Genomic DNA, 13,438 nt, shown 5'->3' with positions numbered 1-13,438 from the left:
ATAAGCCCCCCGGTCTCAGGACAGGTCACCTGGCCGGCGAACCTGCCCCAGATCCTGACTAGGCTCTGCCGTCCATTAAGCCAAACACTAGGCTGTCGTTGGCTAGGAAGTGGTTGAGGTGGAAGGCGCGGTCCTCTGTCTTGAGCAGAATCTGCTCGTAGAGGTAGCGGGTGGCGCGATCCCCTAGGCTTTCCGCTTGGGCGGCTTGGCGCCGCAGCAAATCGATGATGGCCTGCTCTGCCGCCAGGTCATTTTGCAGCATTTGCCGCACCGCGAAAGCGCCATCCGGCTCAGGGGTAAAGCAGCAGAGGCGGGCCAAGGTGGCGAAGGTGGCCACAGGTACACCTCCTAGCCCTTGCAGGCGCTCTCCTAGGTCGTGGACATGCTCCCTCGTCTGCTCGTAGTGATCCTTGAACAGTTGGTGTAGCGGGTAGAACTCAGTGCCCTCCACCACGAAGTGATGCTTTTGGTACTGCAGGCACAGCCCCTGAAAGCTGGCCAGGAGAGTGTTCATCCCTTCACAGATTGGCTGGGTCACTTCGGGGCCAAGTAGGATGGGGTTGTCACGTACGCTGTTGAAGGCCTGGCGCAAAGTTGAGGTTTCAGACATAGAGCTTCTCCAAAATAAAAGGGCTAGTCCCTCAGTCTCCTCGACTGGGCAGATCCGGGAGCTCTTGGCACCCTCTTTGTCCCAGCATAGTCCAGCCTCATATTTCTTGTGAATAGCTCTCAATAAAGTGTTAGTTCCTAGACCGCTGCCGTCTCCCCCAGGATCTACACTGGGAGGGGGTGTCAGCTCAATAACTCCCTAGCGAAGGGACAGAACATGTCTGCAGCAGGGCCGGAAAGCCACTCTTGGGTAGAAAAGCTCATTCACTTAACCCAGCGGGCAATTGGGCGGGCCGCAGCGAAGCGGCAGGAATCCTGGGATTGGGCCAGCCAGCTGGTCAAGGAAAGTCTTCTGGAAGCAGAGGCAGAAATGGGCCACTGCAATGTCCTGGTGATTGGCAAAAGCGGGGTGGGCAAAAGCACCTTGGTCAATGCGGTGTTTAAAGATGAGCTGGCCCGTACCGGGATCGGCAGCCCTGTTACCCGCCACATTCGCAAATACTCGAAGCAGGGTTGCCCAATTACCATCTACGATACACCTGGTCTGGAGTTGGCGGGAGACCAGAATATCCAGGTTCGGCTCGAGGTGTCCCAGCTCATTGACGAGCTGCGCCTCAGGGATCCCGAACATCACATCCACATTGTCTGGTATTGCATCCACCACGAACTGAAGCGGCTGGAGGAAACCGAGCGTGAGTGGCTGAGAGAGTTAGAACTCAAAGATGTACCGGTCATCTTAGTCTTGACCCAATGCCTGGAATACCCCAATCCCGAAGAGAGCGAGTTTTTCCAGTATTTGCAGCACCAGAACCTGCCTGTTCGCTACATCGTTCCTCTCCTGGCCCGCGAAAAAGTTATTAACCGGCACCTCACCATCCCCGCCCACGGACTGGAGCACCTGATTGGCTGTACCTCGGAGCTGCTGCCCGAGGCTGCACGTCTTGCCTTTATCCGGCAGCAGTTGCTGCGGGTGGATCTCAAGGCCGATGCTGCCTTTAAGTATGTCTCGGGCTATGTGGCCAGCGCAGCGTTCATCGGCGCCGCACCCCTTCCTTTTGCCGATGCCCCTCTACTGGCAGCAGCACAAGTGGGCATGATTGCCAATATCAGCTTTATCTTCGGCTATAAAGCCTCCCCTTCTTTTTACTACTCTTTGATGGCGGCTTTGGCAGGGATTGGAGGTGCAGTGGTGACCGGTCGGACCATTGTCTCGAACTTGCTGAAGATGATTCCTGGCGCGGGATCCCTTGTGGGCGGCCTCATCCAGTCCACCACAGCGGCTACCCTAACCCTTTCCCTGGGCCTGGCCTATATTGAGCTCATGAAGGCTATTGCCCGCGCCGAAATCCAAGGGATCCAGCTTTCCCAAGCCCAGATGCAAGAGATCTTTGTGCGCGAGTACCGAGAATATGCCGCTTCGGGACGCAAAACCCTCAAATAGGAGTGGACATTGGATCTGATTCTGGAGCAGGGGAAGGCTGCAGGGCCTCGAACCCAAAGGAGCCATTGACTAGGTACAAGGGGCGGCCTTTCACTTCTTCAAAAATGCGGCCCAGATACTCTCCAATCACGCCCAGGCTAATCAACTGGATCCCACCTAAAAATAAGATCATTACCGCCAAAGAGGCGTAGCCGGGCACATCGGAGCCAAACAGCAAAGTACGAATGACGAGGAAAAGGCCATAGAGCAGAGCCGCCAGCGAGATCGCCAAGCCCAGATAGCTCCACACCCGCAGCGGCCAAGAGCTAAAAGAGGTAATGCCTTCTATGGCCAGGTTCCACAGCCGCCAGTAGTTCCACTGGCTCCTGCCGCGAAAGCGGGGGGCGCGGTCGTAAAAAATGGCCGTCTGCCGGTAGCCCACCCAGGCGAAGATCCCTTTCATAAAGCGGGTGCGCTCCCGCAGTTGCTTAATGGCGTCTACCACCTGACGATCCAATAGCCGAAAATCCCCCGTATTGCGCGGGATCGGCACCTGGCTGAGCTGGTCAATCACCCAGTAAAACCCGTTGGCTGTCAGGCGTTTTAGCCAGCTTTCCCCTCGGCGGCTACGGCGCACAGCGTACACCACCTGGTACCCCTGCCGCCACAGCTGCAGCATCTCCGGGATCAGCTCTGGTGGGTCTTGCAGGTCGGCATCGATGGGAACAACGGCTCTGCCGGAGGCATAATCCAGACCCGCTGTGAGGGCAATCTCCTTGCCAAAACAGCGGGAAAGGTTGACCACCTTGATGCGGGGATCCTGGCGATGGAAGGCAATGAGCTTTTCCAGCGTGTCGTCCTGGCTGCCGTCGTTAACACAGATAATCTCGTAGGGGATCCCTAGGGGATCCAAGGTAAGTCGCAGGCGCTCGAACAGATGCTCCAGGTTGTCTGCCTCATTTTTGCAGGGGATGACAACCGAGAGCTCAGGAGTAACGGGGGACATGGGGCAAAAGGTAGGGATCCCTTTCGAAGGTGGACTTTAAACCCCTGTTGCCGCTTTGTCTTCGGACTCCTCTCCAGGGGGGCTCTTGATCCAACTGTGGTAGAGGAATCTTCATAGGCGTAACTCCCCCTAAAGCTTAATCTTGCCACCAGCTGGATAAGTCTAATTTAGGACACAATTTAGGACAGGGATGAAAGCTTGTCCAACCAAGCTTGCCGGGCAAGCTGAGGATCAAACCCCTGCCCTTACTGGCTTGCCGACATCTCGGCCACAAGGGAGCGCAGCTCGTCTTCCGAAAAGTAGTAGACCTTGTTGCAGAATTGGCAAACTACCTCCGCTCCCTTGTCGGTTTGGATCATATCCATAAGCTCATCCCGTCCTAGCAGGCGCAGCGCCCCCTTCACTCGCTCGGAATTGCACGGGCAATGGAAGCGGACAGGAAGCCTCTCCGGCACTAGCGTTAGATCTAAGTCGCCTAGCCAAATTTCCAACAACTCCCGCAACCCCTCACCGCGGGCCAGCCGGGGGCTAAATTCTCCCACCTGGGTTAAACGCGCCTCCATCTCCGAGATCAAGCTGGCTGGTGCCCCTGGCAGAAGCTGCACCAGTACTCCCGCGGCAGCGCGCACCCGTTGGGAATCAAGGTTTACCCCAAGCAGGACTGCCGAGGGGATCTGCTCAGAGGAAGTGAGGTAGTAGCTAACATCATCTCCCACCTCTCCCGAAACCAGCTCCACGGTGCTGGTATAGGGCTGGCCGTAGCCTAAGTCCCGCACGATGTGCAAATAGCCGTAGCGCCCAACCGCCTGGCCCACGTCCAACTTGCTTTCAGGGGTGAGGGGAAGCTCAATGGCCGGATTGCTCACGTAGCCGCGTACTGTACCGTCCACGCCGGCATCAACGTGAATGCCACCAAGGGGGCCATCGCCCCTGATCTGCAAGCTAACCCGGGCTTGGGGTTCCTTCAGGTCAGCCGCTAGCAGCAGGGCTGCACTCATGGCTCGCCCCAAGGCCACCGTGGCTACGTAGGAGAGCTTGTGCCGCTCCCTCGCTTCCCGGACTGCCTGGGTGGAAACAACACTCACCACACGAATTTTGCCTTCTGCCGCCGTACCTCGGATCAAGTAATCCGAAGGGGAGGGGGGAGGACTTTGCCCTTGCGCTGATCCAGAGGCACCTTTCATTGCAACCTCGATACTCCTCTAAGGGGCCAGCTTGCCGGGATCCCCTGGCGGCTGACTAGAGAGCCTCGCTGCAACTTCCTAGAAGTCGGAGCCAGCTTGTTCTATACCCCCATCATAGGCGGCTTATCCCCCTGCCTACTAGCCAGCGGCTGGCACCCCTTCAGCAGCTCCTAGCCCCTCCAGTTGGCCAGGCAGCCTTGCAGCTACGGCAAAGAGAGTTTGCAATTTTCCCCTCTCCTTGTGGGGTGTGCCATCTTGGAGGATCCAAGCCAATCCACCACGACCCCACGCCTCTTGGCCTTCTTTTTGGGTGACTGCTTCATGTTGGCTAACCTCACTGCCCATCTCTTGCACCATGCGGCCAAGCGCCGCTGGCAAGAACGCGCTTACAGCCGATTTTTGCGGGACTGGCGCCGGCAAGTAGTACTGCTGCGCCGCCAGCGGGCCGGAGAATTCGGCCAACCGCTAGGGGATCCCTCCTGTGTTTTTAGCGCCCGCTCAGCCTGGTTGCGCTGCGCTGTCAACCCCCAGGGGCCTTGCCAGGGCTGCCCCCACTACTTACCTCTTATCCCTCCAGCGCCAGCTGCCCGCCACGGCAGGCCGGAGTAGTTGCAGGAGCCAAGTCAAGGCTTTGCCGCAAGGCGCGGCCCCCTCCTTAGGGCTGGCGCCAGGAGGGTGTCACTCTCTTCTCGAAACCGCAGCTCGGGGTTCTGCAAGGCTCTCAAGCCTCTTTTCTGTGTCACAATAAAAGGACGATAATTCCATCGGCAAAGGCGAGATTCATGGCCCTCCACCTTTCGACAGAGCACCTTCGCGCCATCCGCCAGCACGGCGAACAAGCCTTCCCCGACGAGGGCTGTGGCATTTTAATTGGCAAGCTCAACGGATCCGACAAGGTCGTCTACGAGCTTTGGCCAGTGGCCAACAGCTGGCAGCGGGCCGAAAACCCCTTGGCGGATGGGGAATCCAGCCGCCGCCGTTTCCTAATTGAGCCAGCTGACTTCAAGCGAGCCAGCGACCATGCTCTGGCCAAGGGCCTAGGGATCCTGGGCACCTACCACTCCCATCCCAATCACCCTGCCATCCCCTCCGAGTTTGACCGACAGCACGCTTTTCCTTGGGGCTTTTCCTGCGTAATTGTAAGCGTGCACAACGGCAAGGCAGGGGAGGTGGCAAGCTGGGTTTTGGATGAGCAGGAACAACCTCAGCAGGAGCCAATCCAGGTTTGGGCAGAGGCACCCCCTGCCTTGGCTTGGGCCTTGGCCAGCTAGAGCCAGCCGTTGGCAGCCCTCCCCAGCGGAATTAATGGGTGCGTGGGGGCGAGGGTCGGAAAAGGCGCTAGTCTGGACTGGAGAGGTGAGGTGACTACCAAGTAGGTTGGCCTGCTGGGCCCAAAGCCTCAAGAGTTAACTCGAGATTGCTAGAGTCCTTCCCCAAACTCCTATGGCAACCAAGATCTTGATCCCTGCCCCCTTACGGCCTTACACCGATAACCTGGAAGCGGTTGAAGTCGAAGGCAGCAGTGTTGGCGAAGTGATGCGCAACCTAATTACCCGCTACGGCGAGCTCAAGCGCCACCTCTACACGGAGGACGGCAAGTTGCGTAACTTCGTCAACATCTACCTCAATGACGAGGATGTGCGCAACTTAGCCCAGGGCGAAGACACTCCTGTAGGCGAAAAGGCTGTCATTAGCATCGTTCCTGCCATTGCTGGAGGGTTGTGACTATGTTGAACCTAGACACTAGCCAAGTCACTCTCTCCCGCGAGGAGATGGAGCGGTTTTCCCGCCATCTGATCCTGCCGGAGGTGGGCCTAGAAGGACAGAAGCGGCTAAAGGCGGGCAAGGTGTTGTGCATTGGCACAGGGGGTCTTGGCTCGCCCCTGTTGCTCTACTTGGCTGCAGCCGGCGTGGGGCGGATTGGCATTGTTGATTTTGATGTCGTGGATGTGTCCAACCTGCAGCGGCAGGTGATCCATGGCACTTCCTGGGTGGGCAAGCCCAAGGTGGAATCGGCCAAAAACCGTATCCTGGAGATCAACCCCTACTGCCAGGTGGACGTTTACAACACCGCCCTGAAGGCTGACAATGCCCTAGAGCTGTTTGCTGAATACGACGTGATTGTCGACGGCACCGATAACTTTCCCACCCGCTACCTGGTTAACGACGCTTGCGTTTTGACGGGCAAGCCCAACGTCTACGGCTCTATCTTCCGTTTCGAGGGGCAGGCAACCGTTTTCAATTATGAGGGCGGTCCCAACTACCGCGACCTCTACCCCGAACCCCCCCCACCAGGCTTGGTGCCCTCCTGTGCGGAAGGGGGGGTGTTGGGGATCCTACCTGGCATCATTGGCCTCATCCAGGCCACTGAGACTGTGAAAATCCTGCTGGGTATCGGCACAACGCTCAGTGGGCGGCTCCTTCTTTACGATGCCCTCAAGATGACCTTCCGCGAGCTAAAGCTGCGCAAGAATCCTGCCACCCCGCCCATCACCCAGCTTATAGACTACGAGCAGTTCTGCGGCATCCCGCAGGCGCGGGCTGCAGAACAGACGGAGATCCCCGAGATTACGGTGGACGAGCTGAAAGCCTGGATGGACGCCGGTAAGGATTTTGTGCTGGTAGATGTGCGCAATCCCAGCGAGTGGGAGATTGGCCGGATTCCAGGCGCCCACCTGATCCCTTTGCCCCAGATTGAAAACGGCGATGGGGTGGAGCAGGTGCGTCGGCTCCTGAACGGCTCAGAGCTCATTGTCCACTGTAAGAGCGGGGCGCGCTCGGCCAAAGCCTTGAAGATCCTCAAGGCGGCCGGGATCGAGGGGAAAAACCTGCGCGGTGGTATCCTCGCCTGGGCTGCAGCCTACGATCCCTCTATTCCGAAGTACTAGGTCCTAGAAGTCCTGAAGGCGTCGGCCTGGGGTAGCTTCTTCCATGAGCACCACTCTACCAGCAGAGACAGAGACCCTCTTCCACTCTATTCCCGAGGCCCTGGAAGACCTTAGAGGGGGCCGCATGGTCATCGTGGTCGATGACGAAAATCGGGAAAACGAAGGGGATCTCATCTGTGCGGCTCAGTTTGCCACGCCAGAGGTCATCAACTTCATGGCCACCCATGGGCGGGGCCTCATTTGCCTAGCCATGCAGGGATCCCGCCTTGACGAGCTGAAGATCCCGCTGATGGTGGGGCAAAGCACCGACAGTCAGCAGACTGCCTTTACGGTCAGCATCGATGCTGGGCCAGAGTTAGGGGTTTCTACGGGCATCTCCGCTGCCGATCGCGCTCGGACCATCCAGGCAGCCATCCATCCCCGTACGCGACCGGAAGACCTGCGCCGACCGGGGCATGTCTTTCCGTTGCGGGCGCGGGAGGGTGGGGTGCTCAAGCGAGCTGGGCACACCGAGGCAGCCGTGGATTTGGCCCTGTTGGCAGGGCTTTACCCAGCGGGAGTGCTCTGCGAGATCCAAAACCCCGATGGCTCCATGGCTCGCTTGCCCCAGTTGGTTGAGTTTGCCCGCAAGCACCGTCTCAAAATCATCACCATTGCCCATCTCATTGAGTACCGCCTGCGCACGGAGCGGTTGGTCCAGCGGGGGGCTACCGCCACCCTGCCCACGGAGTTCGGCCAGTTTCAGGTCTACGGCTACCGCGACACCCTCAACCAGGTAGAACACCTGGCGTTGGTGAAGGGGGATCCAGCCCAATTTGCCGCTGAGCCCGTTCTGGTGCGCGTGCAGGCAGAGTGCCCCCTGGGGGATGCGCTGGGATCCCTGCGCTGCGATTGTCGTCGTCAACTAACTGCTGCCCTGAAAATGATTAACCACCAGGGCAAGGGAGTGCTGGTGTACCTGCGCCGACCAGAGCTTAGCCTCATCGAGCAAATTCAGTTGTATGCCCGTCAAGATCTAGGGCTAGCCGAAACTGCGCCGCCAGCAGCGATGGATCTGCGCGATTACGGCATCGGCGCCCAGATTCTGCGGGATGTGGGGGTGCGGAAGATGCGTCTCATCAGCAACACCTCCCGCCACATCAGTGGCTTGAAAGGGTTTGGCCTAGAGGTAGCTGAACGAGTGCCCCTGCTGCTAGAAGAGTCGGATCTCAATTTGCACCTGGAGCCGTCCTGTTCGCTTACTGAAAAATCTGAGCCGCAGCTCCACTCCCGTCTAGGACGGTAGAGCATTCCAGAACAGAGGCCGCTCCCGAAGTCAAAAGCGCTTGAGAAGCCCTGAGCGGAGGAGCTTCCGGCAGCAGCTACTTTGGCCTCAACCTGGCCCCTGAGGTATCCTGCAGCCGCAGGGAGCTGCGGTGAGGGAGCTTTTCAAAAGGGCTCGCCTGCAGCTGCCAGAAAGATCCCGCTGGCACCTACCCGAGAACTGCTCTAGAGGGGGGGAGGGATCCCCGCTCCTAGCCAGAGGGCCGCCCCTGTAAAGGCCTCCTCTTGTTACAGACAATTCAGAATCGTTACAATGATTAACGGACTCTCCCAGAGCAGGTTTCCTCTATGACACTTCTCCAGCGGCTTCCTCTGCTGCTAGCTTCCCTCCTACGTCAGGACAGCGTTGCCCAGCGGTGGTCCCAGTTGGGCTGGACGGTCCTGCGGGTGGTGGCAGGGCTATTCATGATCCACAACGGCCTTGACAAGCTGGCGGACATCGAAGGATTTGCAACAGCTTACGTAGAAGTCATTGGTTTGCCCTTCCCAATCTTTTTCTCCTATGTAGCCGCCTACACTGAGCTAATTGCAGCCCCTCTGGTGGCCTTGGGCTTGTTCACGCGGCCTGCTGCCTTGAGCTTGGTGGCCACAATGGCGGTGGCCATGTTTCACCACATCAAAGTAGCCGGCTTCAGCATTCCCTACCTGGAGCTATCGGCCATTTATGCAGCCATCTTCTTTGCCTTTGCGGTAAATGGCGGCGGCTGGTTTTCAGGGGATCAGCTTTTGGTGAAGGCAATTGAAGCGTGGCTAAACCGCAGCAGCCGAGAGAAGCTGGAGAGCTTGCAGTCTTCCTTACAAGCGGAGAGCGAAGCCGCTCAGCCGCCTCGCTCCTGAGCTGCCCTGGAACTTGCCCCTCCTCTGGGAGAGAGGCCAGGGGTCGGCACAGAGCGCTGCGGCTAAGCGCGACGGGCAGCCCGCTCCATCAGGCATTGATGGGTAGCGCGCACAGGCTCGCCTGGCTTGGGCTGTCGCTGCACATAGGTGCCATCGGGACGCAGCTCCCACGCCTGCCGGTTGTCCCTTAGGCAGATGTCCAAGATTACCTTTAGCTCCTGCTTCAACACCGGATCCTCCACGGGGGCGACCACTTCGACGCGGCGATCCAGGTTGCGGGTCATGTAGTCGGCGCTGCCAATGAAGTATTCTTCCTGGCCATTGTTGTAGAAGTAAAAAATGCGGGAGTGCTCCAAAAAGCGCCCGATGATGCTGATGACGCGGATGCGCTCGCTTAAACCCTGGATCCCGGGCCTCAGGCAGCACATGCCGCGCACAATGAGATCGATCTCCACCCCTGCCTGGCTAGCCTCGTAGAGCAGCCGGATCATTTCCGGGTCGGTGAGGGAGTTAATCTTGACGATGATCCGCCCTTGGCCCCCCGCCTGAGCGTGCTGCATTTCGCGGCGAATGAGGGCTTCCATTCCCTGGCGCAGAGTGCGGGGAGCTACCAGGAGCTTGCGGAAGTGCCGCTGCCGCGAGTAGCCGGTTAGCACATTAAACAACTCGGTAACATCGTTGCAGAGAGTCTCATCGCAGGTAAACAGGCCTAGGTCGGTGTAGATACGCGCAGTTTTGGGGTTGTAGTTGCCGGTGCCAATGTGGACGTAGCGGCGCAGGGCTCCCTCCTCTTCCCGCACCACCAAGGCCAGCTTGCAGTGGATCTTCAGCCCTGGTAGGCCATAGGCCACATGGACCCCGGCTTTCTCCAGCTTCTTGGCCCAGAGGATGTTGTTTTCCTCCTCGAAACGGGCTTTGAGTTCCACCAAAGCAGCTACCTGCTTGCCGTTTTCGGCAGCCTGGATGAGGGATCCCACCACCGAGGAGTCACCGGAGGTGCGGTAGAGGGTTTGCTTGATGGTGAGCACCTGGGGATCGTTGGCCGCTTCCTCCAAAAATCGTCCGACACTGGCGGTAAAAGACTCGTAGGGGTGGTGCACCAGCAGATCCCCTTCCCGGATGACCGCGAAAATATCCACCGGCTCCTCCCTCACCGAAGTGGTGTGTAAGCGAGGGGGCGTGACGGGTCGCCAGGGCGGATCCTTCAAGTCGGGCCGGTCTAGGTCAAGAAACGCCATTAGCCCGCCCAGGTTGAGAAGGCCATCCACTTCGTACACCAAGTCAGCATCCAAATGGAGCTCCTCACACAGCCGCTGGCGAATGGCAGGGGGCATCGACTTGGCAATCTCCATGCGCACCACCGAGCCAAAGCGGCGCTTGCGCAGCTCTTCCTGAATGGCCGCGAGCAGATCGTCGGCCTCGTCCTCTTGGATTTCCAGATCGGCGTCGCGGGTGATGCGGAAGGGATGGTACTCCAGCACCTCCATGCCCACAAACAGCGCTTCCAGATGGTGGGCAATCACCTGCTCCAGGGGGACAAAGCTTACCCCATCCCGCAGGGGCACAAAGCGGGGCAGGGTGTTGGGCACTTTGACGCGGGCAAAATGCTCCTTGCCCGTTTCTGGATCCCGCACCACCACCGCCAGGTTAAGGCTGAGGTTGGAGATATAGGGGAAAGGATGACCTGGATCCACCGCCAGGGGGGTGAGCACGGGAAACAGGCGGCGATCAAAATACTCCCGCAGTTCCTGCCGCTCTGACTCCGACAGGTCGCTGAAGTTGCGGATGTGAATGCCTTGCTCTGCCAGCTTGGGCACTAACTCTTGTCGAAAGCACTCGTGCAGCTTGTGAAGCAGGGGGCGCAGGTGCTCAGAAATCTGGCGCAATTGCTGCTGGGGCGTGAGGCCATCGGGGGTTGGTAGCAGCACGCCTGTTTCCAACTGACGGCGGATCACCGCTACCCGCACCATAAAGAATTCGTCCAGATTGCTCTCGAAGATAGCCAGAAACTTCAGCCGCTCCAAGAGAGGGGTGCGCTCGTCCAGGGCCTCGTGTAACACCCGGGCGTTGAACTCAATCCAACTGAGCTCGCGGTTAAAGTAATGCTCAGGCAGGGCATAGCCCTCTTTGATGGGCGCAGCTGGGGGGCACCCTATCCCATCGGGGTGGCGGGGCGACAGGGAGGAGTCCGTTTCCTTGGAGCGCGGAGTCATGCTGGCAGAGATCTGGGTTGCCTCAAAGCGTCAACAACGGCTGGAGCCGACCCAATCCTATCCTGCTGGGTTCTGCTTGGAGGAAGCAGAAGGGTCCAAAACAGGCTTGGGCGGGCGCTCTGGCAACAGCCCCTGAGGGCGGGTAAGAAGAATCACCTGGAGCAGGATCCCAATGAGCAGAATGCGCAAGGGGCCGGCCCGCGTAGCCCACTGGGGCGGCAGGCGATTGGTGAACAGCTCACTGGCCGACCACACTCCCCAAATAGCCAGCGCCCCCAGCAGAGCGCCGCGGTTGTTGCCGCTGCCCCCGGCAATCAACATCACCCAGACAATGAAGGTAGCAAACTCCGGCTGAAAGGCTTCCGGGCTGATGAAGTTGACAAAGTGGGCATAGAGCGCCCCCGCCAACCCCATGAGCATGGATCCCAGGACAAACGCCTGCAGGCGAAACTGGAGGACATCTTTGCCGGCAGCCAGGGCTGCTGGCTCGTCCTCGCGGATAGCCCGCAGCACCCGTCCCCAAGGGGAGCGATAGGCCCGTTCGCTTAACCAGTAGACGCCTGCCAACACCAAGAGCACCAAGCCTAGGTACAGCAGCGTATCCTGCCCCGGGATCCAGCCGCGAAAGGGCCGGGGGATGCGGGTAATACCGCGTACGCCGTTGGTTAGCCAGCCCTCGTTTTTTAAGATTTGGCCAATAATCTCGGCAATGCCAATGGTGGCAATGGCCAGGTAGTCAGAGCGCAGCTTCAGGGTAATCAAGCCAATCAAAAAAGCAATTGCTCCCGCCACCACCGCTGCTACCGCAAAGCCCACCCAAAAGGGGAGCGCGAAGCCCCCCAGGTGTTCAGGGGTCGGTGGTGTCGTGACAATAGCGCTGGCGTAGGCCCCCACGGCAAAAAAGGCCCCCACACCAATGTTGAACATGCCAGCGTAGCCCCACTGGATGTTGAGGCCCAGCACCAGTACGCCGTAGATCCCGACCAGGATCAAGAAGAAAATGGCATAGCTTAGCATCAGGCTCGCCCTCCCAAGAGCCCAGTAGGTCGGAAGATCAGCAGCAGTACCAGGATGGCGAAGGCCACCCCTGTCTTGTAGGCGGGGCTAATCACCAAGGTAGAGAACTCCTCCGCCAAGCCAATCACTAACCCCCCCGCAATGGCGCCGTAGGGGCGACCAATGCCGCCGAGGATGGCTGCGGCAAAAACGGGCAATAACAGTCGCCAGCCCATCGTGGGGTGGAGCCGGGTGTCGAGGCCGAGAAAGATGCCTGCCAAACAGGCCAAAGCCCCCCCGATGGCCCAGGTCCAGAGAATAGTCTGCTCCGTATCGATGCCAGTTACCTTGGCCAAGTCAAAATTGTCGGCCATGGCCCGCATTGCCTTGCCCACCCGCGTGTGCTGCAAAAACAAGTGCAGGGCCACCACCAGCAGCGCCGTTCCCACTAAAATCACCAGCCAGTCCGGCTTAATGCGCAGCCCACCCAGCTCCCAGGGGACTTGGATACCCCGGCGATACACCTGGTTGTTGGGCCCCCAGAGAATCTGCACCAGACTGCGCAAAATCAGGGCGGTGCCAAAGGAGGAGATTAGCAAAATAACGGGGGCCTCCCGGCGTAGGCGGCGATAGACCAATTGGTCGATCCCCACCGCGCACAGCACCGTGGCCAGGGCGGCCGGGATCCAACTGATCCCCAAAGGCCAGCCCCAGCCAACAAAGGTTAGGGCAAAATAGGCCCCCAAGGTCATCAGATCCCCGTGGGCAAAGTTGGCAAAGCGCAAAATGCCAAACGTCAGCGACACCCCAATGGCCCCTAGGGCGTAGATGCTGCCTAGGACAAGGCCGTAAACGAACAGTTGCAACAGTTGCTCCACACCTGTGCCTGCCATACCTTGCCCTGATGATGCCACGGGTTTGCCCCCAGCGGGATGCGGCAGGGTAGAGCTAGGGTAGGAGAA

The 13,438-nt window shown here is 59.0% G+C and carries 12 protein-coding genes and 1 pseudogene; 7 read left to right on the top strand and 6 right to left on the bottom strand.

The window, feature by feature from the left end; translation table 11 throughout:
• Window positions 1–58 precede the first annotated feature (58 nt).
• Window positions 59–610 (bottom strand): Dps family protein, encoded by a 552-nt coding sequence (locus NW830_RS03215; RefSeq protein WP_414404556.1) that lies wholly within the window; start codon window positions 608–610, stop codon window positions 59–61.
• Window positions 611–826: 216 nt separating this feature from the next.
• Here NW830_RS03215 and NW830_RS03210 point away from each other — a divergent pair, with 216 nt between their 5' ends.
• A complete protein-coding gene (locus tag NW830_RS03210) occupies window positions 827–2,050 on the top strand; it encodes a YcjF family protein (RefSeq protein WP_414362894.1) in 1,224 nt (407 codons plus the stop codon).
• Here NW830_RS03210 and NW830_RS03205 read toward each other — a convergent pair.
• Window positions 2,043–3,035 carry a glycosyltransferase family 2 protein gene (locus NW830_RS03205; protein ID WP_414404555.1) on the bottom strand — a complete coding sequence of 331 codons (993 nt, stop codon included), beginning with the start codon at window positions 3,033–3,035 and terminating at the stop codon, window positions 2,043–2,045. The genes NW830_RS03210 and NW830_RS03205 overlap by 8 nt on opposite strands.
• 245 nt (window positions 3,036–3,280) lie before the next feature.
• A complete protein-coding gene (gene hslO / locus NW830_RS03200) occupies window positions 3,281–4,219 on the bottom strand; it encodes an Hsp33 family molecular chaperone HslO (RefSeq protein WP_414404554.1) in 939 nt (312 codons plus the stop codon).
• A gap of 321 nt (window positions 4,220–4,540) precedes the next feature.
• Here hslO and NW830_RS03195 point away from each other — a divergent pair, with 321 nt between their 5' ends.
• From NW830_RS03195 to NW830_RS03170, 6 genes and pseudogenes are all read left to right on the top strand, one after another.
• The gene (locus NW830_RS03195; RefSeq protein WP_414404566.1) at window positions 4,541–4,828 is read left to right on the top strand and encodes a DUF6464 family protein; all 288 of its coding nucleotides are present in this window, start codon (window positions 4,541–4,543) and stop codon (window positions 4,826–4,828) included.
• A gap of 173 nt (window positions 4,829–5,001) precedes the next feature.
• A complete protein-coding gene (locus tag NW830_RS03190) occupies window positions 5,002–5,490 on the top strand; it encodes a M67 family metallopeptidase (RefSeq protein WP_414362889.1) in 489 nt (162 codons plus the stop codon).
• Window positions 5,491–5,662: 172 nt separating this feature from the next.
• Entirely contained in the window at window positions 5,663–5,944 is a 282-nt protein-coding gene (locus tag NW830_RS03185) for a MoaD/ThiS family protein (RefSeq protein ID WP_414362888.1), read from the top strand.
• A gap of 2 nt (window positions 5,945–5,946) precedes the next feature.
• A complete protein-coding gene (moeB, locus tag NW830_RS03180; protein WP_414362905.1) occupies window positions 5,947–7,107 on the top strand; it encodes a molybdopterin-synthase adenylyltransferase MoeB in 1,161 nt (386 codons plus the stop codon).
• Between the two features lie 43 nt (window positions 7,108–7,150).
• A pseudogene (gene ribB / locus NW830_RS03175) lies at window positions 7,151–8,374 on the top strand (3,4-dihydroxy-2-butanone-4-phosphate synthase); the annotation flags it as partial.
• A 344-nt stretch (window positions 8,375–8,718) separates the two neighbouring features.
• Window positions 8,719–9,267: a DoxX family protein gene (locus NW830_RS03170; RefSeq protein ID WP_414404553.1), complete on the top strand. Its 549-nt coding sequence runs from the start codon at window positions 8,719–8,721 to the stop codon at window positions 9,265–9,267.
• A 62-nt stretch (window positions 9,268–9,329) separates the two neighbouring features.
• On the opposite strand, the gene NW830_RS03165 is transcribed toward NW830_RS03170, so the two are convergent.
• From NW830_RS03165 to NW830_RS03155, 3 genes are read right to left on the bottom strand one after another with little or no spacing between them, the layout of a single operon-like run.
• Window positions 9,330–11,480, bottom strand: coding sequence for an RNA degradosome polyphosphate kinase (locus tag NW830_RS03165; RefSeq protein WP_414404210.1), 2,151 nt, complete (start codon window positions 11,478–11,480; stop codon window positions 9,330–9,332).
• Window positions 11,481–11,537: 57 nt separating this feature from the next.
• Window positions 11,538–12,497 (bottom strand): branched-chain amino acid ABC transporter permease, encoded by a 960-nt coding sequence (locus tag NW830_RS03160; protein WP_414362884.1) that lies wholly within the window; start codon window positions 12,495–12,497, stop codon window positions 11,538–11,540.
• A complete protein-coding gene (locus NW830_RS03155; RefSeq protein ID WP_414362882.1) occupies window positions 12,497–13,369 on the bottom strand; it encodes a branched-chain amino acid ABC transporter permease in 873 nt (290 codons plus the stop codon). The genes NW830_RS03160 and NW830_RS03155 overlap by 1 nt, the downstream gene beginning before the upstream one ends.
• Window positions 13,370–13,438: the final 69 nt, after the last annotated feature.

Source organism: Synechococcus sp. OH30, assembly GCF_047462175.1.
Classification (GTDB): Bacteria; Cyanobacteriota; Cyanobacteriia; order Thermostichales; family Thermostichaceae; genus Thermostichus.
This window is presented reverse-complemented; position numbering and strand designations above follow the sequence as displayed.